The sequence below is a fragment of the Mesorhizobium sp. M1338 genome, from assembly GCF_040318045.1.
Lineage (GTDB): Bacteria > Pseudomonadota > Alphaproteobacteria > Rhizobiales > Rhizobiaceae > Mesorhizobium.
The window spans coordinates 1-25,085 of the sequence record NZ_JAMYLL010000017.1 but is presented as its reverse complement, the minus strand read 5'-3'; the positions used below and the strand labels follow the sequence as shown (position 1 = coordinate 25,085).

16 protein-coding genes are annotated in these 25,085 nt (G+C 57.6%); 11 read left to right on the top strand and 5 right to left on the bottom strand.

Annotated elements, in window-relative coordinates; all coding sequences use genetic code 11:
• Window positions 1–697: 697 nt before the first annotated feature.
• The 5 genes from NKH19_RS17100 to NKH19_RS17080 all read left to right on the top strand — a co-directional run bounded on the left by NKH19_RS17100 (window position 698) and on the right by NKH19_RS17080 (window position 6,578).
• On the top strand, window positions 698–1,798 hold the full coding sequence (locus tag NKH19_RS17100; RefSeq protein WP_352982440.1) for a hypothetical protein: 1,101 nt from the start codon (window positions 698–700) through the stop codon (window positions 1,796–1,798).
• Entirely contained in the window at window positions 1,788–2,234 is a 447-nt protein-coding gene (locus NKH19_RS17095; protein ID WP_352982438.1) for a hypothetical protein, read from the top strand. The genes NKH19_RS17100 and NKH19_RS17095 overlap by 11 nt, the downstream gene beginning before the upstream one ends.
• A 29-nt stretch (window positions 2,235–2,263) precedes the next feature.
• Window positions 2,264–2,395, top strand: coding sequence for a hypothetical protein (locus NKH19_RS17090; RefSeq protein WP_023829607.1), 132 nt, complete (start codon window positions 2,264–2,266; stop codon window positions 2,393–2,395).
• A 495-nt stretch (window positions 2,396–2,890) separates the two neighbouring features.
• The gene (locus NKH19_RS17085; protein WP_081731035.1) at window positions 2,891–4,621 is read left to right on the top strand and encodes an amidohydrolase family protein; all 1,731 of its coding nucleotides are present in this window, start codon (window positions 2,891–2,893) and stop codon (window positions 4,619–4,621) included.
• 361 nt (window positions 4,622–4,982) lie between these two features.
• Window positions 4,983–6,578: a glycoside hydrolase domain-containing protein gene (locus NKH19_RS17080; protein WP_352982436.1), complete on the top strand. Its 1,596-nt coding sequence runs from the start codon at window positions 4,983–4,985 to the stop codon at window positions 6,576–6,578.
• Between the two features lie 148 nt (window positions 6,579–6,726).
• Here the strand turns inward: NKH19_RS17080 and NKH19_RS17075 are convergent, their stop codons facing one another.
• Window positions 6,727–7,035: a hypothetical protein gene (locus NKH19_RS17075; protein WP_155923848.1), complete on the bottom strand. Its 309-nt coding sequence runs from the start codon at window positions 7,033–7,035 to the stop codon at window positions 6,727–6,729.
• Here NKH19_RS17075 and NKH19_RS17070 point away from each other — a divergent pair.
• The 4 genes from NKH19_RS17070 (at window position 7,016) to NKH19_RS17055 (ending at window position 13,509) form a co-directional block, all read left to right on the top strand.
• Window positions 7,016–7,369: a plasmid partitioning protein RepB C-terminal domain-containing protein gene (locus NKH19_RS17070; RefSeq protein ID WP_245270344.1), complete on the top strand. Its 354-nt coding sequence runs from the start codon at window positions 7,016–7,018 to the stop codon at window positions 7,367–7,369. The genes NKH19_RS17075 and NKH19_RS17070 overlap by 20 nt on opposite strands.
• Window positions 7,370–7,910: 541 nt before the next feature.
• A complete protein-coding gene (locus tag NKH19_RS17065) occupies window positions 7,911–8,963 on the top strand; it encodes a hypothetical protein (protein ID WP_352841088.1) in 1,053 nt (350 codons plus the stop codon).
• Window positions 8,960–11,923 (top strand): TrlF family AAA-like ATPase, encoded by a 2,964-nt coding sequence (locus tag NKH19_RS17060; RefSeq protein WP_352982434.1) that lies wholly within the window; start codon window positions 8,960–8,962, stop codon window positions 11,921–11,923. The genes NKH19_RS17065 and NKH19_RS17060 overlap by 4 nt, the downstream gene beginning before the upstream one ends.
• A gap of 11 nt (window positions 11,924–11,934) precedes the next feature.
• On the top strand, window positions 11,935–13,509 hold the full coding sequence (locus tag NKH19_RS17055) for a hypothetical protein (RefSeq protein WP_155923847.1): 1,575 nt from the start codon (window positions 11,935–11,937) through the stop codon (window positions 13,507–13,509).
• 474 nt (window positions 13,510–13,983) lie between these two features.
• On the opposite strand, the gene NKH19_RS17050 is transcribed toward NKH19_RS17055, so the two are convergent.
• Window positions 13,984–14,691 (bottom strand): hypothetical protein, encoded by a 708-nt coding sequence (locus NKH19_RS17050; protein WP_023829598.1) that lies wholly within the window; start codon window positions 14,689–14,691, stop codon window positions 13,984–13,986.
• Between the two features lie 489 nt (window positions 14,692–15,180).
• On the opposite strand from NKH19_RS17050, the gene NKH19_RS17045 reads away from it, so the two are divergent.
• Window positions 15,181–19,770, top strand: coding sequence for an HTH domain-containing protein (locus tag NKH19_RS17045; protein WP_352982433.1), 4,590 nt, complete (start codon window positions 15,181–15,183; stop codon window positions 19,768–19,770).
• A complete protein-coding gene (locus NKH19_RS17040) occupies window positions 19,754–21,673 on the top strand; it encodes a hypothetical protein (RefSeq protein WP_352982432.1) in 1,920 nt (639 codons plus the stop codon). Before NKH19_RS17045 ends, NKH19_RS17040 begins: the two co-directional genes overlap by 17 nt.
• Before the next feature lie 409 nt (window positions 21,674–22,082).
• Here the strand turns inward: NKH19_RS17040 and NKH19_RS17035 are convergent, their stop codons facing one another.
• From NKH19_RS17035 to NKH19_RS17025, 3 genes are all read right to left on the bottom strand, one after another.
• Entirely contained in the window at window positions 22,083–22,904 is an 822-nt protein-coding gene (locus NKH19_RS17035; protein WP_352982431.1) for a hypothetical protein, read from the bottom strand.
• A gap of 20 nt (window positions 22,905–22,924) precedes the next feature.
• The gene (locus tag NKH19_RS17030) at window positions 22,925–24,010 is read right to left on the bottom strand and encodes a PIN domain-containing protein (protein ID WP_352841104.1); all 1,086 of its coding nucleotides are present in this window, start codon (window positions 24,008–24,010) and stop codon (window positions 22,925–22,927) included.
• 225 nt (window positions 24,011–24,235) lie between these two features.
• The gene (locus NKH19_RS17025; RefSeq protein ID WP_352982430.1) at window positions 24,236–24,439 is read right to left on the bottom strand and encodes a hypothetical protein; all 204 of its coding nucleotides are present in this window, start codon (window positions 24,437–24,439) and stop codon (window positions 24,236–24,238) included.
• Window positions 24,440–25,085: the final 646 nt, after the last annotated feature.

The following is a 25,085-nucleotide window of genomic DNA, read 5'->3' as shown; positions in this document are numbered from 1 at the left end:
GGCGCAGCTGGACAATATCTTTTGGGGAAACCGCGAGCAAGATTGCGTCGATGTTCTTCAGTCTGTCGATCGGCGGCGGCGACTAGCCTTCGAGGAAAGAGACGGGATGGCGGCGGTACATCATCAAACCATGATACAACTTGAGGAAAGCATCCGACTTGGGGTCAAAAGTGGTGGTTCCTACCAGCATCTAATGGCAGCTATTCGCCAATTCACAGCCGAAAGAGGACAGTCCGCAGTCGGCCCCAAAGCTGCCAGGCGGGAACGCGCCCAATGTCGGTCATAGGCCCGGGCGTTACCATTCCCCGAAAGCGGACATTGCTGATGTTCAGCGATGGCAGGTAGCGGTTGCGCCCTCTATCGTCATCAGTCCGACGGCTACCCAAAGCGCATGGGCGTCGATCGACATTCATTCAAGCAACCGACAGATAGACACGCTACATTTTGAATCCAGCGCGTCTTTCAATTCCACCATACCCGGATGCAACCAGCCAGTCCGTTCATGGTCTTTGCAGGGACCCCCGCGACTCCTGCGTGGCTCCCCGATCGCGTATGTGCCACAACGTGTTCGATGAAGTCCAGAGCGGTTTCGCAATGAATTCTGTGCGTTTCAGCTTGCTCAAAGCCGAACGATGCCGGACGATTTTCAATGCAGCCCGCACGCGGGGGTCATGACCATCCATGCTTGGAGCGCCTTATGGTTCGTCTCATCGGAGCTTTGCTCAGGTTTGCCATCGAACCGGCCTTTATCGAACTGAAGGCAGCCCTACTCGCCTACTTGTTAGCGAGCGCCACCTGGAGCGCTGCGGCAGTAGCGTTTGCCGGGTTCCTTTTCATTGTATCTGTTCCAAATGCGGTAGCGATTTTTGAAGGGACCAAGTCCCTTTGGTCGATCTATTGGATAGTCCACAACTCCGAAAAGAACTCAATCCGGACCGCAGACGTCATCCCCAACGAAGTTCTGGCGACAGAGTACGGCTACCTGCATAGGGCATTTAGGTTTGGACCGTTTGCGAAAAATGCGGGCAACATGACAATACTTTATGATTCGACAGGTCGATTAATGGATTATCAATGCGGTTTTAACATGTTCGGAAACTCGTACCTATTTATCGCCAGCGACCTAAGTATGAAGACTATGCCGGTCTTGCAGAAATACCTTATGCTTCACGAAATCGCTCACGGATCTATGTTGGGAGGTGTCATATGGGTTGGCGCAAAATGGGTGATCTTGAGTGGAGTCGTCGCGTGCGTCTTTGGCCTCGCGGTTGCTAGACTCTCATGGTTCGGCGGCGCCTCCATAGCGCTGACGCTGCTTGTCGCATTTGTGTTTTCTCGAAAGGTCGTAGTCGAAAGCGCAGCCGAGACCTTCGCAGACGGTTATGCGCTCACTCATATCGCTCGCGAGAGTCCGGAGTTAGCGATGGCCTTGATTCGGAAACTTCTGGAGCGAATTGTCGATTCAAATAGCTTCACTTCGCAATATGATCGACTGATTAACAAATCCCGTGTTGCTAACCTCGCGGGCTATCTCAATAGACTAGAGCGGGGAATTTCCGTCGAGAAATTTGCCGGACATCGTCCGACAAATTGGCCGCACTATGCGTCAGCCTGCCTATTGTTCTTATGGATCTATCTGAATGCCGATATCCATCGTCCCGCCACCGGACTGTTGGCTACAGTATTCGCCCTCCTCGTGATACTAACGATCTTCGCTCGCAATCAGGCCGTCCGGAAGATGCTCACGCTCGACATGGCCATCCAAAAAATGCTGGGAGAAAGTCACCATGCCATCTGAAATCGACCAATGTCTAGAGATTGTGAAGGCGTTGCGCCCTGAGGCGGCCAGTGCGATATCATCGCAGTCGCTCGATCGCCTCCTGACGGAGTTCTATGAGGGCGATCCGAAATTAGGCGAGGCGATAAAAGCACGCTCTGGCCAGTACAATCCGAGGGCGCCGATATACCTTTTTCTCTATGAGATTGTTACGTTCTGCTCTGTCGTCTATTCCATATATGATGTTATCGATAAGGTAGATAAAATTACTGACATTATAGCCGATCGAAGTATCCAGCTTAGTATCGTTGAGCGCGCTATAAAAAAACTCCGAAAATTTGGATTGTCTTATCCGGCTGACAAGCTGGAGCGGATCCTAGATGAGGTGCTGGACCATCTCACAAGGCCACAGCCGAGCAGCACGGGTCAAGGTGAACCACCCTCGGCAGCAACGTAGTCGATGTCCACTGGATCGGTGCCCTTGCCGTGTTCGAGGTCGAAGGGGGTGAAATCTACAACCGGATTTCTCAGTTGAAGAACATGGAAGAGGAGGCCGACAAGGCTGCCAAAGAGTGGCTGGAGCAGAGCGGCGACCGGCTTATGTTTCGGAATTGGTGACCCAGCGGGTCTGTCTGATAAACCTTTCCCGCTCTTTGAAGATATAGTTGAAAAGTTCCAACTTCTCGTCGGATAGGAGCGAATTGTCGCCCCACCGCTCATAGCGAGATCGGTCCGCTCGACGAACTGAGACCTGAAGTTTCTCATCTGCATTGGTGATGTGGCTGCGGACGATCGAGAGAATCTCGTTATGGGGGTAGTCGCCTCCAAACTCAATATCGGCGGTTGTTGTCTCTTAGATCCCGCGACTCCTGTTGTGGCACCTCAGGCGCGTACGTGCCACACCCCGTTCCGCGGTTCGCAGCGAAACTCTTGCTTTTATGCTCGCTCAATCTAGCCATTTTTGGGACCGCAGACGTTCATTCCCCAAAGGCTGTGCATCGGCCCGCGTCAGGCGATTGTTCTCTATTAGAGCTGTGATGCTGGGCGATCGGACAGATCGACAGCAGGTCCTTTTTGACGCACATTACCTTGGGGAAACGAGGGGGCAGCCAAATGCGCAACTTGGTTGTGGATGCTGTGGGCATCCCAAATCGACGGATACTGCTACAGTGGCTGGGTGGTGCGGCAGCCGCCGCGATACTGCCCGCCTGCGTAACGCGACCGCTACCCCCGGGAATCTGCGTTGCAGATGGACGGGGCAACATCATTGATGTCCACTGCCACCTCTTCAACGCTTCGGACGTGTCAGTTGAAGGCTTTGTCAGATATGTCGTGCTCGGCGAGCACCGGGAAGAGGTCATTCCGGAACTAAAAGTTGCCCGGGCGGGCGGTATTGTCGACGCGCTGGTTGTGTTGCTGGTTTTAATCCTCAGTGCCAATACGATTACCGCGAAGCGAGAAGCCGCCAATCTGCGCCGCCATCAGCCGATGGAAACACCCGAACACTTGGACAACCGCCAGACCGAGGCAGTGGCAGATGCACTGCTGACTCTTGATCAAAGCCAGCGCACGCCAAACAAGGTCGTTCAATCGATCGCCGGCGACCAGGCCGAGCCCGACTACTCTGATCTGCTCAACCAGATCTACGCCGAAGCCGGCGTTGTGACGGCCAAGGCACGTGGAGAGCCGCTCGACAAAGCCAAATCGGTTGAGGTGGCCCGTCAGCTAAAGGGCAAAGGTTCGAAAATCGCACGTTATATAGATTTCGCTCGTCTGCTGCTGGGCAGCCGTGAGGCCATCGCGCGGGAATATATCCGGGTCTTCGCAGACAAGCGCTGCGTGCAGATGATCACGCCGAGCTTTCTCGATATGCATCGTTGGTTGGGCAAGCCGCCAATCTCGTCCATCGCCGAACAAGTGGATGTCATGGATGCGCTTCAGGTTTCCATAGCGCAATCTACCGGAATGCACATGCACAGCATGGTGGGCTTCGATCCGCGCCGCTCGGCAGAAGACCGCGACGTTTTAAAGGTAGTCAAGCATGCCATCAACGACTGCGGCTTCGTTGGCGTCAAGCTCTATCCGCCGATGGGATTTCAGCCCATTGAGAACCGCAAGCTCGGCGTTCCGAAAGTGCCAGAAGGCCCAAAAGGGGAGAGCATTGAACACGCGCTTATGGAACTATACGATTGGTGCGCGGCCGAAGATGTGCCGATCATGGCGCATGCGGAAAACAGCCTTGGTTCAGTTTGCGGCTATGGGCGTCGTGCAAGCCCCGAGTGGTGGCGCAAAGTGCTTGCCAAGCCGAACTATGCTCACCTTCGAATCAACCTTGCCCATTTCGGCGGCTTCGACGAAGCACTCGACATTGGGGCCAATGCCCCTCAGGGACTAAGATGCGAGGCAGATAAGTACTCTGGGCCAGTGTGGGAGGAAATTATCGGTGAGACGATCAAGGACGATGGTCGTGACTTTCTGTTCGCTGATTTGAGCTATCTCAGCGAACTGACAATCCCGGATAGCCAAGAAGAAGAGCGCCCTGAGATCCGCCGCCGTTTGGAAGCGTTCCGTATTGCTTACGATCCAGACGTGCGCCACCTGATGTACGGCACCGACTGGACTATGATCGCCAAGGAACTCGACAACAACAACTATCTCGCAAATCTCGACGCGCAACTTCGCCTCGCCGGCTTCACGCCGGACCAGTTGCAGAATATCTACTGGCGCAACGCCGTCCGGTATCTGGGCTTGGGTCGCGGAGAAAGGACACGCGGTCGCTTGCAGCGCTACTGCGCCAAACGACACCTCCCTGACGCTTGGCTGATGGCCTTCGATGCAGGTTGAGCGCTTCAAATTGGATTTCGCGGAACATGTGGTTGATCATCTCGCGGATAGCGAACCAGCCGAAAGCCAACAATGCGCTCGCAAGCGCAAGCAAAGGGCATAACAGAACAACCACAATGGGATCAGAAATTGGCCTCGGGTTGATGAATATACAACGCAGGATGCAATTTGCAGTCTGAAGTACCTCTTAGCTGTCTTAGTGCGCCGCAGCAAAATATGAAATTCTTAAGCAAATCAAATGGTTGGTCAATATTTCAAAATCCACTGAGAATGCATATCAGTGCAGTCGAGATGCATATCTTGACTTTCTAATGTGGCGAGTTCAGTTTGTCGTCGCCAATGTTAAGGGGGAGGATGAGTTATGGTAGCAGAGCTCGAGGGCCTCGATCTTGATATCTCTGAGTATGAATATGACGAATTTGTAATCGAGTACCAGAGATTGGGAGGGAAATTTCCGATCATAGATGCCAGCAGTAAAACGACAAATATCACTAAGTGCCTAAAGAAGGAGGGTATAAACACAGTCATACGTTATTATTGTCGCGCCTCACAGGGATCGTGGAAAATCATCAGGGAACCGGAAGCAACAAAGCTTATTGCGGAAAAGCTGAGCATTGCGGTCGTCCATGAGATCGGAACGAGCCTTTCGCTCTTTTCTTATGCATCTGGGAAGTTGGATGCCGACTATTCGATTAAGTATGGGCGTGAGGCGATCGGCCAGCCCAGCGGCTCAGCCATCTATTTTGCCATCGACTTCGATGTCAGCGAGTCAAGCATAAAGCAGCGCATTGTCCCGTACTTTCAAGGTATCAGGGATTCAATGGCTGCTGCCGGCTCTATTTACAAAATCGGCGTGTATGGAAGTGGGCTAACTTGCTCGACGCTGCTCAAAAAGGGCCTTGTTGAGTTTACATGGCTTGCACAGTCCACTGGTTGGAGCGGTTATGGGGCCTTCAAAGACAGCAATCTTTGGAGCCTTCTGCAGAAGTACCCGTCCACTAACCTGTGCAGGATCGGCGTTGACTATAACGAAGCTCAAGGTGGCAAAGATTTCGGCGCGTTTAGCAGTCTTGCTGCTCTCGTAAAGCCAACTGCGGCGGCCGCTGACGAAGAGTGGGAAATCCTGCTCGCCGCGGGTGCACTACAAGGTCTCGATCCGGACATGGAAGCCCGCACCCTTTTGCTCATCCAGGAATGCGCGAAGCAGGGCGTCAAGATGGTGGCGTCCGGCGGAGTTAGAACGCCTCAGGTTCAGGCCAAGCTTTGGAAGCAATCGCGAAGTGCTACGCAGATCAAGGCGGCTGTTTCCTCCCTTCGGGCGCAAGGCGCGCCCTTTCTTGCAGATGTGCTTGAGCAGACGAGTGCACCCAAAGGGCAGCATGTGACGAACGCGCTACCAGGCATGAGTTGGCACCAATGGGGCGAAGCGGTGGATTGCTACTGGGAAGTCAACGGCAAGCCCGAATGGGATCCTGATGCCGTTCATGGCGGGGTGAAAGGGTATCACGTTTACGCCGACCTCGCCGAGACCAAGCAGATCGGGCTTAACGCAGGGGGGCATTGGTCGAGCTTTAAGGACTGGCCGCATGTCCAGCTCAGAAAGGCGGCAGGCCCTAAGAGCCTTTATACTGTTAAGGAAATCGATAAGCGTATGAAGGATCTGTACGGCGAGCGCCTCGACGTCGGACCCGACCTCTTCGAGCCGCATGAGGGCGGTTATGCACAGGCGGACGAGACTGGATTTGTGGAAGCATTCCGGAATGTCATAACCGATCTACGCGAGGCGAGCGGCACGGCCGTGAGCAACAAACCCTATTTGTTCCCGGATGGCATCTACAAGGTCGAACTTACCTTGGGGATAGGTGGAGGAGCTTCGTCGGAAGAGGGAGCAAACAACCCAAGCTTGGCAATTCCCGGGTCTGCCAAGATTATGATCTCCGGGATCAACAAAGAGTAGAAATCCCAAGTCGCGGGCGTCCTTGCGTCGCTCGCTCGGAGTAGCATCATGCCGCTCCTGTATCGATACCCGGAGATCGTGCCGTTCCTCGACGACACGGATGACTACGAGACGATGCGACGGAGGCGCGCGTCGGCGACGTGACGTACTAGTCGTGACGCAGCGCGGGCTCCACGACGGGGGACAGGTGCTCTTCGAGCAACGCGAGGAAGGCTGGGTCGTCGTCGCCGGCGACACGATCGTGCGCATTACGGCCAAAGAGGAGCCCAAGGAAAAGCCGTCGATAGGTCGCCGAAAGAAAATCGAGGAAGAGGAAGTTTCGACGAGGGCTGCCGACGATATGGCGAGCATTGCGAAGCTCCTCCCGGTTGCCGTGGATAAGCTTTCGTCGAAGACGGGTCCTGACGGGATTGGAAATTGCCCGGCTGATGGTTGCTATGGAGCGGGTCACGTTCACGTACGCAAAGATCCTTGTCGCTTTTACGCCGCGCCCGCTGCTGGCCGAGGGTTTCGATCCGGCGATGATTGCCAACGTGTCTGAAGACCAACTGGGCGCGATGACGGCTGAACTTGGCGGGCTAAGCAGTGAGTTTTTGAGCGCTGTGGAGCGACGTGGCTCCGTGAGCCTGATACTGGTCGTGGCCAGTCGCTATTTTGACCGACTGATGGATAATGCCAGGGTAGTGCGATATCTGGCGCGCAATTTTCCGTGCCATTTCGAAGAGTTTCACAATTTGGCGATGCCGCGCCCAAATGAGTGGATTGGCGTAACCATCATACGTCCTGGCTAGTCCGCACGGCGCATGGCAGCGACGGCGGCTTTGCTTCGATGTCGAGGCGACGCGACTTTCAAATCGATCGATGGCAGGTAACTGCAATGCCATCGGTCCGCGTCGGGCCCCAAACCGGTCGTCAGATAGTTCTACAATTCGCGATCGACTGGGGTTCCCGGAAGCTTTTCGAACTTTCTGGGTCGCTTCGCAGTCCGAATTGCGGGTGCTCATGGACAAAGTAGGATACTAGATTCGGCTTTTGCATGGCTCTGGAAGGGATCGACCCCTTGGCGCGTTGCGCCCGATAGCGCGACGGCACGACTTCCAAGTACCATGTTTTGAACGGCCGCTTCGCGCCGCATGCCGGTCATTCAGAAACACGCCGCTTCTTTCGCTGCCATTGCGATGGTCGGCCGGGCGATCTCAGCTATCGACCCCGGCTCGCTACGTATGCATTTTAGCTATACGATAATGAACCAGTATTGTTTGCTCTGATACACTGCGCGCGGGCAACACGCCTAGGACTTTTTTGCTTCGTCTCCAACTATGGCTGTTGATCATGTCCGAACGAGCCACGAGCACAAAATCCAAGCTAACCATCCTGGAAACGGTCTATCCGCCGATTTCCAATCAGGAGGCCGTCTGGCTTCAAAATGATCCAGAGGTTGAGGCGCTGTTCAGGCAGAGCGACTTCTACGTGATCGCCGGTCGCGCCGAAGCCAAATACTTGAACCTCGTCATCGACCCCGACACCTACGTTATAACCTTCGACTTCGCGATTGGGGACGATTTCCGCGACCCCGTCGAGATCCGCATCCGCGACCTGCCGGCCGTTGGGCTATCGGAAGCCGAATCCTTTTGGATCGAAGCTGGCGAGAAGGGTATCAGGGTCTGGGACGGACCTATCGGCGAGCTCGGCTCTAACGTTCTGGAGTGGTTCACGACCGAGAAGTTGATCTGGAATCGGTCACGGGGTCGCGCCGGTATCCAACGCTTCGATCGTTACCGCGAGGCCGCGACCTACGATCTCCTCTATGTCGGCATCGCCAAAGTCGGAGACAGCTTCGACCGCCTCATAAGCAATGGGCACAAGGCCCGCACGGCGATTCTTGGCAACGAGCCCCAGCGCTATCCCGGAGCGCGGGTGACCGACGAAATCTATTTGTTCCTGTTCAACGTCCAGCCGCTGATCATGACGACCTTCGAACCGGAGCATGACTTCGAGAAAGAGGATTTCAGCGGCGCCTACGATCATAAGCGCATCGTCGCCGACGCCGAGAAGGCCTTCGTTAGCCTCCTGAAGCCCGATTACAATGTGGTGAGGTTCGCGAGCTACCCGAAGGGCACGGACGGCCTCTACGGCTCCGACTTCGTTCGCTACGGCTACGCGATCTGCGAGGCAGTTTCCTTCGACACGCCGCATGGGCGGATCAGGGGAAGCCGGGACGCAGCCACCGGCTTCATTACCAATGATGCTGACAGCATCTTCATCGAAGGAAACACCGTGAAGCTGTTCGTCTCGGGTGTCGACTTCCCGGCCGATCCGCCGCTGGCCGCAACGGACGCGGCTTCGCAAGACAACCAGAAGGAAGAAAAACAGGGGGGTGTATGATCAATCGCGGTTCCGAATGGCATCGATGGGAGCCGCATATCCATGCGCCCGGCACCCTGTTCAACAACCAGTTCAAAGGCCCGAACGCCTGGGGCGACTATCTAACCAACCTTGAACAGGCGATGCCGGTTATCCGCGCGATCGCGGTGACAGACTATTATTGCGCCGACACCTATCAGGACGTCGTCCGGGAGATGAGGGAGAACGGCCGCCTGCCAAAGGTTGCGCTTGTTTTCCCCAATGTCGAGCTCCGGCTCGACGTGGCGACGGTGAAAGAACGCTGGACCAACATCCACCTGCTCGTCTGCCCCGACGATCCGAAGCATGTGGCGGAGGTGGAGCGATTTCTCAGCCGACTGAGATTCGAAGCCTTTGGCGACAACTTCGCCTGCACGCGAGAAGACCTCGCGAAACTGGGCCGGAAATCCAAGCCGGAGCTGAGCGACGAGCGGACCGCGTTCCGCCACGGGGCTTCGCAGTTTAAAGTCAACTTCGGGAAGTTGCGCGAAGAATACGGCAAGAGCGATTGGGCGAAAGAAAACATCCTGATCGCCGTCGCAGGGGCCGAAACCGATGGCACTTCCGGCATCCGGGATGCCAATGACGCAACCTTGCGGCAGGAAATCGAGAAGTTCGCGCACGTCATTTTTGCCAGCAGTCCGGCGCAGCGCGATTTCTGGCTGGGGCGGAAAAGCGGCGTCGGAGAGGACGTGCTTCGCGAGCGATACGACGGCTGCAAGCCCTGTCTGCACGGCAGCGACGCGCATGAGCAAGCTACCGTCGCCAAACCCGTGGGCGACCGCTATTCCTGGATCAAGGGCACGATGGAATTCGATGCGTTGCGCCAAGCCTATATCGATCCCGCCGGTCGGGCCTATGTCGGCCCTCATCCCCCGCTTCGGGCCACCCCCGCACGTGTCATTGCGGAGATAGAATTGATGGGTGCGGACTGGGCACAGACGCCTAGGCTCGCCCTCAATCCGGGTTTGGTCGCCATAATTGGTGCGCGCGGCTCGGGCAAAACCGCGCTCGCAGATGCGATTGCGGCGGGCTGCGACGCCACGGACGGCCGCTTGAGTAACGCGTCGTTTATCGTGCGGGCCAGTGAGCATCTCGACGGCGTCGGCGTCCGGCTGAACTGGGAGACCGGGGATCCATCTGTGCGCCCTTTGCTCGACGATGCCTTCGATCCGTCGCTCTATCCGCGGGCGCGCTATCTTTCACAGAAATTCGTCGAAGAGCTGTGCTCGGCCGACGGGCTCAAGGACGAATTGCTGAGCGAGATCGAGCGGGTCATCTTTGGAGCCCACAGCACGCTTCAACGCGACGGCGCGACCGATTTCGGCGAACTGCTGGAGCTGAGGACGACCGTGTTGCGCGACAACCGCAGCCGCGACGAGGACGCCATCGCGACCCTCTCCGACCAGATCGGGCTCGAACGCGAGAAGCAACGCCAGATCACCGGCCTCAGGTCGCAAATCACTCAGAACGAAGCACTGATCGCCGGCTACATCAAAAGCCGAGACACATTGGTGACCGTCGGCAGCGCGGAACGTATCGCGCGGCTGAACGCACTGACCGAAGCGTCCGATCACGCCCGGACCCAGATGCGGTTGTGGTCGCAGGAGAGCCAAGCCCTGCGGTCTTTGCAGAACGACGTGTCGGATTTCCGGACCAACCGTGCGCCGATGGCGCTGCGGATGACCAAGCAGAACTTTGTCGGCGCGCATCTGGATGACAACGCATGGGAGGTATTCCGGCAGACCTACGCCGGGAATGTCGATGGGACATTGACCGAGCGCCTGGCCAAGGCCGAGCAGGCAACGGCCGGGTGGCGGGGTAAGGAGATGCCACGTAAGGCGAGCGACCAGGAGCCTTATGTAGCCGACGATGCCGACCTGATGCGATTGTCGCTCGGCGAACTTGAGGCTGAGATCGGCCGTATTCAGCGCTTCATCAACATCGATACCGACACCGCCAATCGCCTGCGAACGATAACCTCCAAGATCGGGGACGAGAACGCTGCACTGAAGCGCCTGAAGGAAGCGCTGGCGGATTGCGAAGGCGCCGCGGTGCGGACCACCCAACTTCAGTCCGATCGAGAGCAGGCCTATTTGCGAGTCTTCGTGTCCATCGTCGCGGAAGAGCAAGTGCTCCATGCGCTGTATCGCCCGCTCATGGATCGCCTCGCGCAGGCGTCCGGCACGCTGCGCAAATTATCGTTCTCGGTGTCTCGCCATGCGGACGTTCATCGCTGGGCGACTGAGGGCGAAGGCTTGTTCGACAAGCGGCGCACCGGCCCTTTCAAAGGCGTGGGCACGTTGGAGACCTGGGCCAACGCGTTGCTGAAGCCGGCGTGGGAATCGGGCGATCCGAAAGCCGTAGCCGATGCGATGGTGGAATTTCGTCAGGCCCACCAAGCCGAGCTTCTCGATCTCTCCGAGGTGCCGCGATCACAGCAAGCGGATTACCGCTCCTGGTTGAGGCGGTTCGCCAAATGGCTCTATGGCAGCAGGCATATCGAGATCATCTACAGCATCGACTACGAAGCCGTTGATATCCGCAAGCTCTCTCCAGGCACGCGCGGCATCGTCCTGTTGCTGCTATATCTCGCCTTGGACGACAGCGATGACCGCCCGCTAATCATCGACCAGCCGGAGGAGAACCTCGATCCGAAGTCGATCTTCGACGAGCTGGTCGAGCTGTTCATCGCCGCGAAGAATGTGCGCCAGGTCATCATGGTGACGCACAACGCGAACCTCGTCGTCAACACGGATGCCGACCAGGTCATCGTCGCGTTTTCCGGCACGCATACGCCTGGCAAGCTGCCACCCATTCGCTACTTGTCGGGTGGTCTCGAAAGCGCGGAGATGCGCAAGCATGTCTGCGACATCCTGGAAGGTGGCGACCGCGCCTTCAAGGAGCGCGCACGGCGACTTCGCGTCCGTCTCGATCGATGAGGACGGACGACATGGAGAGCGAATTGGATTCCGATCGCATTGGTCGCATCGGCGAACGGCAGTTCGAAGTGCTCTGCGAGCGCGCAGGCCTCTATTGCAACAAGAGCGTCGTCGACGTGATGGGCTGGGATTTCATCGTGGAGTTCCCGATGGCGCCGGCCGGTCAAGCGCTACCTCTCGATCAACGCCCCACCAACGCCGCCCGGGTTCAGTTGAAGTCGACGCTCGGCCGTACCGGCAATCGTATCCGCCTCAGCCTGTCCGCCATCGATCGCTTGGCCAAGGACCCTCGGCCGGCGCTCATCGTTGTGTTTCGGCTGCGAGCCGACGGTGAACTCCAATCCGCTTATCTTGTCCACCTTGTTGGGAATGAGCTCGCGCGCGTACTCAGGCGATTGAGACTGGCGGAGGCTAGCAAGGCCCACGACATCAACCACACCGATATCAGCTACGATTATGAGAAAGTCGGGGTGCGCTTCGAGCCGACCCCCACAGGCTTATTGGCGGCCATAAGTGCAGCCTGCGGTCAAAATCCTGGCGCCTACACGATTGAGAAGCAACGGCAGCTCGCCGAACTTGGATATGAGAAGGGTCAGATCGAGGCCGAGGCACTTATCCAAATCGAGGGTCCGGAGCATTTCAGCAGTCTATTGCTTGGCCTCGCGCCCTTGAAGCCGCACCGGCTCCGCGTGTTTGACAGCCGGTTCGGCATACGCCTTCTTTATCAGGGCACGCTGTTCGACGACATCGAGGAGCTGCGTCTTACGCCTCCTACTCTGGGTTCCTGCGAGATTTCGATCCGGGGACCCGGCTTCGGACAAGCAGCGCGATTCGACGGCGAAATGTTCATCGGCCCTCCGATGGCCGAGCCGCATGGAGCAGAGCTTCTCATCCGCGCCCCAGACTTCATCATCCGGCTGACACGGCCGGCGCTCAGGTTCGAGACCGTCGGCTCGATCGATGACACGGAGCATTCGCTGGAGGAATGGGCGGAGCTGCTTCGCGCGCTCACGCTCATGGCGACGGGGCGAGCGACCCTGACGATTGCCGGAAATGACCGCATCCCGTCAATTACCTTCCCAGTCGATCAACCCATAACCGGACCGTACCTCAAGGAGATTCCGCTGATCTCCGCATTCTTGGATGGGTGGCTTCAGCTCCTCACGAATGCAGGCCTTCGCTCCACCGCTAGATTCAAGTTCGATGCGTTCTGGGAGGCAAATGAAGCACGTATGGCGGTGGACATCCTGCTCAATCCGAAATCGCAGGCTCGCTTCGAGTTCCAGACCCTCGAGATTGAAGAACCGTCGTCGCCGCCCGAAGGCCTGTATTTCAGCAGCTCGTCGTTTGCCGACACCAGCATAACCTTCAGCGCGAAGGTCTTCTTCGAGCAGTCCGATGATCCGGAATGGCAGTATCGGTCGACCCGTTTCGAAGCTCTCGATGTCCGACCACAGGTCGATGACCTTGAAGAATACGGTAGGGAGCAGGCCACGGCCTGCGATCTGAGGCTCCTTATCGACCCCAGGAACATGACATTGGCGCCTCGGATGGATACGCCCCCAACACCCTCGCACCATGAGTGAGAGGCGGCAACGGGCGCATACGGGCTTCGTTCAAATAGTAGTCAGTCAACCAGCGTGCGAGCGTCGCTCCAGGCAGCGAGTAAGCTAAACAGCGGATGCCGGGGGATACGTCCTCATATGGCCGCTATGAGCCAATCACAACCGGAAGCAGTCAGTCTGCTTGCGGCCCCAATGCTCCTGGCAGCGATGCGCCGCAAATCAGTCGTTCCTCAGACATCCACCGCATGCATCTTGAACAGACATCAGTTCTCGACCCTGACTGGCTTCTTGCTTGAACGTCGTGCAACCCGGCAGTGACGGTGGTGACCGCTAATGTCCTACAAGGATTCCAGTATTTGCCGACATTGCCGTGCACTAGTTGGCTGTGCCTGTGCGCTGCGATCCATTGAGCCCGCGGAGGCGATCTCGCCGCGCTGCGTCATTGCGCAGCAAGATCTGACGCTCCAAAAGCAGCCCGGCCGTCGCTGAGGGTGCCTACTTCGCTGCCGCGCCAAGCCACCAGGGCGACGCGTGAATGTCAAGCGGTGACGCGAGGCAGTGCGGGCAGTGAAAGAGGTTCGCGGCGATCTCAACTCCGGTAGACGATCGGTCGCAATGCAAGCAAAACCAGATGTCGCTCACCCCATGACCCAAGGGATGCTCGGCTCGGCCCGCGCTGTCCGGCACGGTTGAGCGGCGAGGCCAATCGGAGGCGATCCGGGCGTGGACAAGCTTGCGCCAACCCGAGGCTACATCGAGCGCGGCATTCCGGAAGTCCGTACCATCAATCGGGTTTGCTCTAAGTCGACGATCCGTGACGCGGAAGCGAGGGGGAGCCAAGGGGGCCTCAGGCAAGGTGAGTTCCCAACCTCGTCCCCACATGCGAACATCATCTGCCTGAGTGCTCACCCGATAGCTGTGCCCCTGCAGTTCGCCCTCGAACCTGTCAGCGCCAAGTGCGCTCCAGGGATCAGTGTCGATGGAGATCAACGGGTTTTCGGCAAGTACCAGCGCCTCCGCGGTGGCAAGATCCTCCGGAGACGGGCGCCATCCTTTCTTGTTCGCGTTGGCGAGGGCGTTCCAATGTGGATAGCCCAAGGCCTGCGCAACGACTTCCAGTGCGCCGACGTGTTTGATCCGCTTGGCATGCGCGATATTCCGTGCCGCGGTCTTCAGTTCTTTCAGTTGATCGCTATTGCTCATGATCCATCCCTATCGAGGTCACGGATCCGACATGTGCCCACTGCTGACAGACCCGTCCCAGAGGGAATGGTGGGTTAAAACTCAGCGAAAGCGCACTGCGAGGCTTAGCATGGTGGGCACACAGGCCTGTGCGGGAGGCCATCACCACGTTGCAGTCAGCGCCAAAAAACGTCAAGCCACTTTTGCATGATTGTAACTAACTTAGGACCACACCCGTCGATTCACTCGCGGCCCCAAACCGCGCTGCTCTGCGCCGCATTCCGGTCACCGCCGCAGTGTTGAAAGCTTCCCGGAAGCGGACATCGGCGTAGACGCGCAAGTTGGCACCTTTGCACCACCAGCGGAAATCCTTGAATCGCGCGTCGAATAAGGCCATCGAGGACGGTGTCGCGACTCGGAAATGTAGGTCTCCTCTTCAGCGATGCTGTGCACTGCAGCAGGGTGAACCCGAAGCGCCGTCGCAGCAATTCGGGCTTAGGCGAGTAAACGATGGCCAAGAGGGCAACCGAAAACACGAGTTTACTGGCGAAGGGCGGCGGGAATGCGCCCGCCGGCGGCGTCACCATACAAGCTTCGGTTGCCGCCTCGATTGCGGTCCGGCTTCTAGCCGCTGTCGCGTTAGATAAGCGGCTCGGACTGGGCGCTGCCAAAGCGACTGCGATCCGGTTCGAAACCGAAGTACCCGTGGACGATGTCTTGATAGAAACAGATTCCGGCGGGTGGGTGTTTATCCAGTCGAAAAACTCGCTCACGGGACGTTTCGTTCTGACGAGCGAACTAGGAAAAACCTGCGATGAGTTTGCACGTCTGTGGCTGCTGACCAAAGACGGCCAAGGCGAGAGAGGATGGGATCGCCCTCTCGTCCGCGGCAAAGACGCGATGCTTCTTGCGGTCGGACACGAAACGTCCGGCCCCATCAAAGTGGGCCTCGCAAAGGCGCTCGATGCGCTGAGGATGCAATCGACCGCAACGCTCACGGACGCAGAGCGGACACTCCTGACGTCTTTCAAGAAGTTGGTGCGTTCGGCTTTCGATGCGCACGGCGCGCCTGCCGACCTCGATCTCGAGGCAGTCCTAAGGTTCATTCACGTAATCGACTACGATTTCGGCGGGCCGCAGCGCGAGCTTGCCGAAGATAGGCTCAAGGGGCTGCTTGAGCTTCCGGACGAGGCTCCGGCTGCGTTCAAGGCGATCGAGCGCGATTGCCAAAATGCGATGACAGAGAGAGGCCGCCTCGATGGCGAGAGCTTTCGAGCGTCCCTTGCCGCCGATGGCCTTCTTATCAAGACCGCTGCGAAAGGCCTTCTGGAAACGCAGGCCGCCATAAGCGCAGACACGCAAGCAATTTTGGTAGGCCAGCGGGAGATCGCTCGCGCGCTTTCCGGAGCTCCGGCAGAGAACTCGGTTGTCACCGATTTTGCGGAAAGACGGCTTCGCGAACTACGGCAATCGCGGTTCGCCGGCGGGTTTGATTCAACGGCTGCCTGCAATTCGCTTCTAACGGCCGTCGATACCGGCGAGCTTACCGCTGCTTCGTCGAGCGTCCGTCAATCGATCTTTGCCTGGTGCGCGCGAATTCTCGCTTCAGTCGATCACGAAAAGGCGCGGCATGCTTTATCGAAAGCCCAAGCGTTCGGCCCCAGCGAAGAAACGACTATTGCGGGCGCCTTCGTCGAAGCCTTCGCCCAGAACGGCGACAGGGCGAAGGCGCTCGCCGCTCTGGGGCCTCTCAACACACCGGAGTCTCTTGCAGCCTCGCTCATCGTAGCCATTCACGATCTTTCGCCGGTAGAAGGCCTTCAATGGCTGGAGAGAACCGGTCTATCGCTCGACAGATTTCATCCGGACGGCAAGTTCCGAATTCTCGGTATGCACCTCACAGCGGACGACATCGAGTCCGCGGTTAAGGTCGTCGATGCGATTGGAGAGGCGGATTTCGAGACAACACCTGCGCTCCTTGTTCTTTCCGGGACGGCGTATCTGGAGCGGACCGTCCATCCTGAGCTTCGAGGTGCGCTCCAGGCGCCGCTACCTCCCAATCTTGCCGATTTCCCATTGGCCGAGGATACTCAGGCGATGGCGCATCGCGCGAAAGCGATCGGCTACTACAAAAGAGCTGCTGCAGCCTTGGGACCTCTCGGCGCCAAACAGGCAGCATCGACGGCGGCGGATAGAGTGCTGTGGTTGCAGTTGCGCGACCCCTCGCTGGTGGGAAAGGCTCTCGAAGATCTGCAAGCGAGCATGGCCGACGAGAAGATTAGGCTTCGTAGAATACCGCTCGCTTTGGCATTCCAACTCGATCTGAACCTGCAGGCAGTCGAAGACGACATAGAGCGGGCGACAGCACTCACAGGCGGGAAATCGCTCGACGCCGCGGTTGCGCGCTTCGAAGTGGCCTTGCACCGAAAGGCATCGGACGTTGCCGCCTATATCGACCGGCATCGTGAGCAGCTCCTGGAATATTATCATTCGAATTTCTTGACCTCGATTGAAATTGAATCGCTGGTCAAAGCGGGACGCACCGAAGAGGCTCGATCGAAGCTCGCCGTTCTGGAAGGCAAAGATGTTCCGCCCAGCGCTCTCACGACATTGCGTAATCTCGTCGAGGGGGCGACGGGTGCCGATGTCGCAGCGCTTAGGGAGTCAGAATATCGAGCGAACCCAACAGTACCCGCCCTTCTCAACCTTGTGGGTGAGCTAGAACATATCCGGGATTTTTCGAAGCTTGCCGAATTCGCGGAGATTCTCTTCGAACAGGTCAAGAACGTTCCCAGCGCCGAAACCTATACCTTCGCTCTCTTCGAGACGAATGCCGACGACAAGATCATTGCGTTCGCGGACACGTATCCGGGGATCGTCGCCGCATCTCTCAAAATTGCCGCGACGGTGGCGTGGGCCAACTACCGCCTTGGCAGGCTCGGCGACGCTAAGGCCGGCTTAGAAAAGCTTTCCGCCGGACGGGACATTCAAAACGACCGTCACCTTGCAATGAACATCGCGATTGCATCCGGCGATTGGAGTTCACTCAACACCTTCGTCGAAACCGAATGGCAGAATCGCGAGAAGCGGGGCGCCACAGAACTGCTGCGCGCCGGTGTGCTGGCCCAACGGATTGGAGCCACGGCTCGATCGCAAGAGTTAGTTCGCGAAGCTGCGGGCAAAGCGAACGGCGATGCCGACATCCTTTCAACGTCTTATTCCACGGCTTCCTCGGCAGGCTGGGAAAACGAGGAAGAAATTCACGGCTGGCTCGAAGGAGCGATCGTTGCGTCGGGCGAAGACGGTCCGGTTCGGCGCATGGATATTCGGGAGCTTTTGGACCTGCAGCCCGATTGGGATGAGCGGATGGATCGGACCTGGGACCTCGTCGTTCGTGGAGAGGCTCCTCTGTTTGCCGCTGCAAAGGTCGCCCGGCGCACTCTGCTCGATGTGTTCTTGCGCCCCGCTCTGCGCAACTTAGGACAAGCGGACCCTCGGAGACGGTCTCCGATCTTCGCTTTCGGCGGCACGAAGCCTGTACGCTTGAATGTGGGTAAACGCGTTGCTATCGATCTTACAAGCCTCCTTACGCTCAGCCTAACGGACCGGCTTCGAAAGTTCCTGAACTGGGCGGACAGTGTCACGATCGCCCACACGACGCTCGACTGGCTCTTCGAAGAACGAGATAAATTGGCGTTCCATCAGCCAAGTCAGGTGCGGAGAGCGCGAGAGGTAAAGCAGCTTATCGATGCGGATCGAGTGCACCGATTTGAGGGAGCAGTTCCGCCGCAAGACCTGGAGCTACGGGTCGGAGGTGACATCGCGCAATATCTCGTTGCCGCCCAAACGCTCGACGAACAAGACAAGTCGCAAAAGCTCGTGGTTCGGCCCGCGCCTCTTCCCAAACCCGGTTCTCTCCTCGAAGAGACTGCGGATATTTCGGGGTACGAGTCTTTTTTTGCCGGGGTGGGCGATGTGTTCGTGGCGCTCAAACTCAGCGGACATCTGTCCGATGTCGAGAATGCGAATGCCAACGCATACTTACGCCTTCACGAACAGGCTTGGCCTCACAATCCGGTCGTACAGCCGGGCGCCACGGTCTATCTAGACGATGTCGCCCTATCGTTCTTTCAGCATCTGGGCCTGCTGTCCCGTCTGCCGATGGCTGGGTTTAAGGTTTTTGTCACCTCCTCGGAAGTCGACCGTGCGAATGAGCTTGTCAGCTATGATGCCTCGGCAGATGACGCCCGGCATATGGTTGAGGACCTACAAGTCGCCCTCCGCGATGGGATCGCATCCGGGAAGGTGAGCCTCGGTCGGTTGCTGCCAGCAGAGGACGACGACGAGCATTTCGATCTGCATCCCAGCCGTCTGCTCTTTGCCGGGCGGCCGGAGGTCGACGCTCTGATCGTCGACGATCGATTTGGAAATCGGTTCGGGACTCACGAGACCTACCCCATCGCGACCTCAATCGATCTACTGGCAACGATGACCGAAAGCGGGGAGCTCACCCCCGAGGAACTGACCGAAGCCCTGACAGTTATTCGGCAGGCAGGAATGCTTTTCGTTCCGCTACGTCCCGGCGAGCTCGCCGCACTCTTGAATGCTGCTCCCGTTATCGAGGGCCTCGTTCAAGAGACGGCCGAACTCAAAGCCATCCGCGAAAGCATCGTTCGGGCAAGAATGACCGACGGTCTTCAATTGCCCAACGAAGGCCTCTGGCTCGATACTCTTACGCGAGAGGCAGCGGCGGCTTTGCGCAGCCAGTGGCAGGGGTCCGTTCTGGACGAGACGGCACGCGCGAGATCGAGTTGGCTCCTTGAACTGTTCGATGCGCGCGGCTGGGCACATAGGTCGGCCGCAACAGGGCTCGGCGCGATCGAGCGATACCGCGCGCAAGTCCTAATGCTTTTGATCCTTCCAACGCCAGACGAAGATGTCCGAGCGCGGTACCGGGATTGGCTAGAGGGCGTCGTATTGAAGGGCTTCAAAGAAGAACAGCCAGAATCGTACGCCGAGCTTCTCACGTCAATCCGCGAGATTGTCGGGCAACAGATTGCCCGTACCCTCGAAGGAGGAGACGATGACGAGCAAGCCTGACCGTCGCGGTCATGTTGCCCTGGAGCTGCTTAAGCTGTTTCCGAAGTCCATTCGGGAAGATATCTCTTACTCTGAGAGTTTCCGCTCAAAGTACGAGCTGACGGTGGACTCGGTGTTGACCCTCAACGGTCTTGGGATTGCATTCCGAAGCTCCCAGCTGTTGCCAGCGATCCGAACCCTCTTCAAAGGACCAGATTCTTCGATCCTTGTTCAACCTATCGAGGGAGAGCCTGTCGAACTATCGATCGAAAGGGGCGCTAAACCTGAGCTCTTCCTGAGGCTGGGCGAACTGCGTCATCGCATGCCTTCGTTCTGGATGCTCGCTGAGGATCGAAGCGTACGTCTTGCTTACTTCGAAGACGAAGTCGGTTCTGCCAATCTTCTTACGAACGTGATCGAGGCCTGGAGGGAGAAGATCGAGAAGGGTCCGCTCAGCGAAGACGAGATGGATGCACTGAGCGAGGACCTGAAACTAACGCCGCAATCGGTTGCAGCTGCAGTACGTGGCGAGCTCACCGTGCCGGACGGCCAAGTTTCGGTGATCGTGCCCGGAAAAGCGAGCTACTACCGAGGTCTTATCGGAGAACGTGGCGACGCGAACAATGTCGAGGCTTATGCGGCTGGCAATGCAAGGGATCAGATCGGCCGGCTGTTAAAATGGGATTTTGAGCGCGGCCTCGCCCAGTGTCTCTTACGTTGCGCCAATCCGAGACTCAGTGCGTTGATCGATATCTCGCAAACCCCCGCAGCTGATGTCGAAGCCTTCTTCGCCTGGCTCTCGGAGCGAGGCGATCTCTTTTCGCAGATTGCCGGCATTGAGATCGGCATCCGATGTTTGAAAAGCTTTCCCATCCTTGAGCCCGTTTTGGTTCGGATGCTGGAGCGAATACGAGACGAGGATCCCGAGGACAGAACGGGACGACTAGCCCTCACCGTCAATCTCTTTGTGTTCGTGGATGGGGAGTTGTCACGCCTTCGCCTCTTCGCTGCCGAGCCCCCGTTCTGGCGCCGTCTCGCTGCGAGCGCGCAAGCGTCTATGATCGAAAGGGAGATCGTTGCGCTCGGAGGAACCGGAGATGACTCTTCCGTCTGGGCAAGCTTGCGAGCAGAGCCCTTCTATATGCAAACGCTCGCCGATCTACGGCAGGAACCACGTAGTATTCCCGATCTGATAAGCGCGAAGCAATTCCAGGTCGAGCTCTTGATGCGGGCCCGCATCGTAGCCAACGAAACCAAAGACACTCTACTGGAAGGCCCGCTCAAGACCCTCCTGCTGGGAGACGGTGAGAACGATCTCCAGAGCCGAACTTCTCATCCATGGGCTTGCGCGCCTAGCCCTGTCGAAGGCGGCATCGACGCCCCGCTGCCTTTCCCGGAAGACCTTCTGGAAGAGCTTCGCAAGCCGAGAGACGAGAAACCCCTTGAGGCGCGTGTCTTCGCGAGCGTTGTGAACTTCTCCTTAGTATTTCGGTTCGACACGGAGACCGTTGACCTCATCGCCGGCCTGCTCCGGAAGGTGAAATACCGCCTCAAGCTCGAGCCGGATTCCGATATCGGCTTCTCGCTCATATCAGGGCTCGCGATTATTGCCGCCTCGGCGCGGCATACCGGGCTTGCCGACGAGGTGCGCATCTTGTCGCGAGTTCTCCGGCGCCGCGGTGTCATAGACTCTGCCGCGGACAATCAGATGCGAATTGCACTTACAGCCTGCGCCTCTAGATCGGATTTGGAAGAGTGGTGCAAAGCGGTCGGTGAATGGTTCTTTGAAATCGCCGATGGCGAAATCGATCGTGGGGAAGCTCCGCAGCTGCGTTCCCACCTTCTTGCGCTTTGCCGCGCTGTTCCTCAGCTTTGGCCACATATATCGAAGGCCGATGCGGCTCTGGCGGCCATTTCGTATTAAGTGCATTTGTTGCGAGCCGCCGTGCAAGCGTGCAAGAAGGAAACTCGTCATTCGGTGGTAATTCGAAATGGCACCAGATTTTGCGCCGGGCCAGTTCCGCCCCGGCTTCCATCGACGGTATGTCCGCTTTCCTCTTGAACGTCCCCGGTGGCGGATCGTCCGCTGACGGCCTAATTCCAGACTTTTCATGGCGTCCGTTTTGCGCCTCATCTCGGACGTTTGAGCCGAGATTTCTTATCACCTGAAAGCCGACACGAGCTTGCCTACATCGCGCCACATCAAGCAAGCCGCCAACTTGCAGGCGAAGCCCCCGCTAAAGTCCGACCATCGTTGCCCTAGATGATCACTTAGGCCTGTCGACGGCTTACTATGAGATCCTTTCGGCGGCACCAAGACGCGATGCGCGCATTCACCGGCCAGAAGTAACCGACGCAGGCGACAGCACAGGTGGCGACCCTGGCGCATAGTAAGTCGCCAGTGCTTGGACTATCCCGACAATCACTAGCACGGCTGTAAGCCAGCCTATCCGCCGCTGCTGGGTATCGGCATCTCGAAACCTTCGCTCCTCCAACTCGTAGTTGGCCAGCGTGGTGAGGCCCTGAGACTGGAGGGAGTAGATAAGATTATCCGCTTTCTTCAGGTCGCCGCTGGCGATGAGCGAATCCAGCACCAAATCGTAGTAGGCTCCGGTGGTTTCTTGCTCCGGGTGCCGAAACCACCGACGGGTGTAAAGGATCTCCAACAAGGCAAACGAACTGGCTCTGAAGTCCGGGTCTTTGATCGTCTGCTGGACAAAAGTGGCCAGCACCTGCATCCGGTCCTGCCGCGCCAACGTCCGCTTGTTAAATCGGCCTTGCTCGCGCTTATCCTTCTTCTCGATTCTCCAAGAACCCAGGGTGTAGTAACTCCAAACGAAGGCGAGGGCGTTGTCCCACTTGATGTTATAGCCACGGTAGTGGTGGATGCCGAGAAAACTGAAATCCCGAAGGTTCTTCATGGGGATAACGCACTCAAGACCGTGTTCGTTATGACCATTGAACCACAGGCCCTCGGCGCCCTCTTTGACCAAGCCGGTCAGCAGGAACTTCTTGTCAGTTACCTTATCGATAAGCCGGACCGACAAAAAGTCGTTGGTCTCGTCAATGGTAAAGCCGCCGGGCGAAGCCTTAGTCAGGGCTAACCTGAAGGCGATGATAAAAACCTTCGTGCGAAACCAGCCGGCAATAGACATCTGCGCCCCCCAAGCCGCACTTACTGATACTCGTACAGCGAGTGGTGCATATAGATATCTCGCTTGATAAGCTTAGCGTCCCGAACCTTGCCGCTGTTTCGGTCAATCTCAACCATAACTCGTATTTTCACCGGCTCAGCCAGCGCGATTGTAGCGGTTTGGGCGCCGTGCCAAACGCCGTCCTCGCTATCGTAACCGCCCTCGCTGTGGTCTTCATATTCCAGGTCAACCTCAACTTCAGCCTCTGCCACCATTGTGGCGACTACCAGCTTGTCGCTCAAGGCAACGACAGCCTCGAACTCAACACTGAAGATTTTTAGCAGCCTGGGGTCGAAGGCGTTACCCTCGGCTAAATCCCCCATGTAGACGATATGAGCGTCCTTCAATTCCAGGCCCAACCTTCTCTCAAAGGTGGTGTCGAAATCGGGCTGATTGATAGCTTGCTCGACCGCCTGTTCGCCTTCCGCTCCCAGGTCTGCCGCCGCATCCAATACCTTGTGTATCGAGTTGAGGTGGAAGAACAGCTCGGGCTCAGCGAGTGCGGCGTTTGTGAATGCCTTATCCTCGGTGACGATATACATATGGCTGTCGTTTGCGCTGCACCAATCCGCGAGGGCCTTCAGCGCAAAAGCGTCCGGAAACTCCTTGCTGCTCGGGGCGTCGAATGGTGGCCGACGGTCGAAGTAGTCGATTAAAACGGCCTCGGCTGTCTGGTGAGATGCTTGGTGATGCTTGGCGTCACACTCCCTGAGAATAAACTCGTTGAACTGATTCTGGAGGGCAGAGGTCACTTCCTTCGTGTCGAAGTCGAAGTTGCCCTTTGGAAACCCCTTGGGCGCTCGCTTTCTCCAGATGGCAAGCTCCTTCTCGATGGCTCGCAACTCACGATTTTTGCTATTCACTTTCTCCCGGATTTGCCGGGCAACCTCGGCAAAGGTGATGTCGGTGATGTGGAGGACGACGCGGCCGCCCTGTATCAACGCCTGCAATTGTTGCAGGGCCGGATTAGCGGGGCTGTGCCCCAAGGCGCGGTAAACCTGGGTGTCCAGGAAAACGTGCCTGGTCTTCATCCGCTCTTCGTCAACTTCTTTTTTTGGAGACTTCATGCAAAGCGGCCTTTTTATTTGCGCTGTTGCCGGGACTGCGTTCTAATAACTTGTTCCGTACACGCGTCCAAGGTCGCGCGGAAGACTCCAATATCGGGAAGCGTACGCCATGCATGTATCCGGGAAAGGCTAGCCGGTTCTCGGGGGTCAAGCGGATTGCGAGCAGCCTGCGTCTCAAGCACCGCAGGCAGAGCACGGTGTTAGGCCCATCTTGGTCCGCTTGTCCTAGCCCGTACCAAGCCCGCAAGGGCCGTTCCTGGACTTCTTTTCGTAGCGCTCCAGCACGGTCGCGCGCTTGACTAGGATTTCCACCCTCGGCTTGTAGTGCTGGTCCTGGATATGGGGTTGGCTGATCGCATAGGCGTCCACGGCTTCGGCGGGAGATTTGCCCTCCCCGATGAGCGTCCTGGCTGCGGAATACCAGCACACGTCGCCGGTGTGCCTGGTTTCGTCCTCGTCAATCTCAAGCTTGTAGAGAAACTTGTCCGGTTCGTGGTCCCAGGTCCACCGCGCCCAACTCTCATCTCGCCATGTTCGCGAAGGTCGTGTCCATTTGGGATTCCATCCCGGAAAGCCTGCTCGGTCGGAGCGTGACCTGCATTCAGGGATGTCAGCGCATGGTCGCCGGCTGAGGTCATCTCGTCACCGGGCTCAAAAAGCCGGCCATCCGTTCTCCAAACGATTTTCTTTGCCATGTGCCACCATTCAAAACCCAAGAGGCCTCCGTCGAGGACCTTATACACGTCTGAAACCTACTTGCTGAAGTCATCCACAAAGATGTGGCTCTGCGAGTCCAGGAAGCTCTTGGCTGCCGGGTTAGGCGCACCTGAAGGCGCCGCCAAGCCGCTCATATTTCGAATGGTCTGTGAGTGTAAAATGCGATTTTCACACTTTCCGGCATGCCCGAGGAGTTTTTGACGTCAGCTCGCGGGCCAACAGCGGAACGGCTGCGTCCGAACATCATCATACTGTAAGCTGCCAGTCCGCTCTCGTGAAGAGTTTCGGGCGCCGGCAGGCGTACGAAAGTCCCCGAGGAAGGAACCCGCGGGCCACAGTCGATGGCTATGGGGATTTC

What these genes read in the sequence shown, in the direction of transcription:
- NKH19_RS17065 (WP_352841088.1), top strand. Translation starts at nt 7,911, where the DNA reads ATGTCCGAACGAGCCACGAGCACAAAATCCAAGCTAACCATCCTGGAA.
- NKH19_RS17050 (WP_023829598.1), bottom strand. Translation starts at nt 14,691, where the DNA reads ATGAGCAATAGCGATCAACTGAAAGAACTGAAGACCGCGGCACGGAAT.
- NKH19_RS17055 (WP_155923847.1), top strand. Translation starts at nt 11,935, where the DNA reads ATGGAGAGCGAATTGGATTCCGATCGCATTGGTCGCATCGGCGAACGG.
- NKH19_RS17095 (WP_352982438.1), top strand. Translation starts at nt 1,788, where the DNA reads ATGCCATCTGAAATCGACCAATGTCTAGAGATTGTGAAGGCGTTGCGC.
- NKH19_RS17100 (WP_352982440.1), top strand. Translation starts at nt 698, where the DNA reads ATGGTTCGTCTCATCGGAGCTTTGCTCAGGTTTGCCATCGAACCGGCC.
- NKH19_RS17045 (WP_352982433.1), top strand. Translation starts at nt 15,181, where the DNA reads ATGGCCAAGAGGGCAACCGAAAACACGAGTTTACTGGCGAAGGGCGGC.
- NKH19_RS17040 (WP_352982432.1), top strand. Translation starts at nt 19,754, where the DNA reads ATGACGAGCAAGCCTGACCGTCGCGGTCATGTTGCCCTGGAGCTGCTT.
- NKH19_RS17080 (WP_352982436.1), top strand. Translation starts at nt 4,983, where the DNA reads ATGGTAGCAGAGCTCGAGGGCCTCGATCTTGATATCTCTGAGTATGAA.
- NKH19_RS17035 (WP_352982431.1), bottom strand. Translation starts at nt 22,904, where the DNA reads ATGTCTATTGCCGGCTGGTTTCGCACGAAGGTTTTTATCATCGCCTTC.
- NKH19_RS17030 (WP_352841104.1), bottom strand. Translation starts at nt 24,010, where the DNA reads ATGAAGTCTCCAAAAAAAGAAGTTGACGAAGAGCGGATGAAGACCAGG.
- NKH19_RS17070 (WP_245270344.1), top strand. Translation starts at nt 7,016, where the DNA reads ATGGAGCGGGTCACGTTCACGTACGCAAAGATCCTTGTCGCTTTTACG.
- NKH19_RS17085 (WP_081731035.1), top strand. Translation starts at nt 2,891, where the DNA reads ATGCGCAACTTGGTTGTGGATGCTGTGGGCATCCCAAATCGACGGATA.
- NKH19_RS17060 (WP_352982434.1), top strand. Translation starts at nt 8,960, where the DNA reads ATGATCAATCGCGGTTCCGAATGGCATCGATGGGAGCCGCATATCCAT.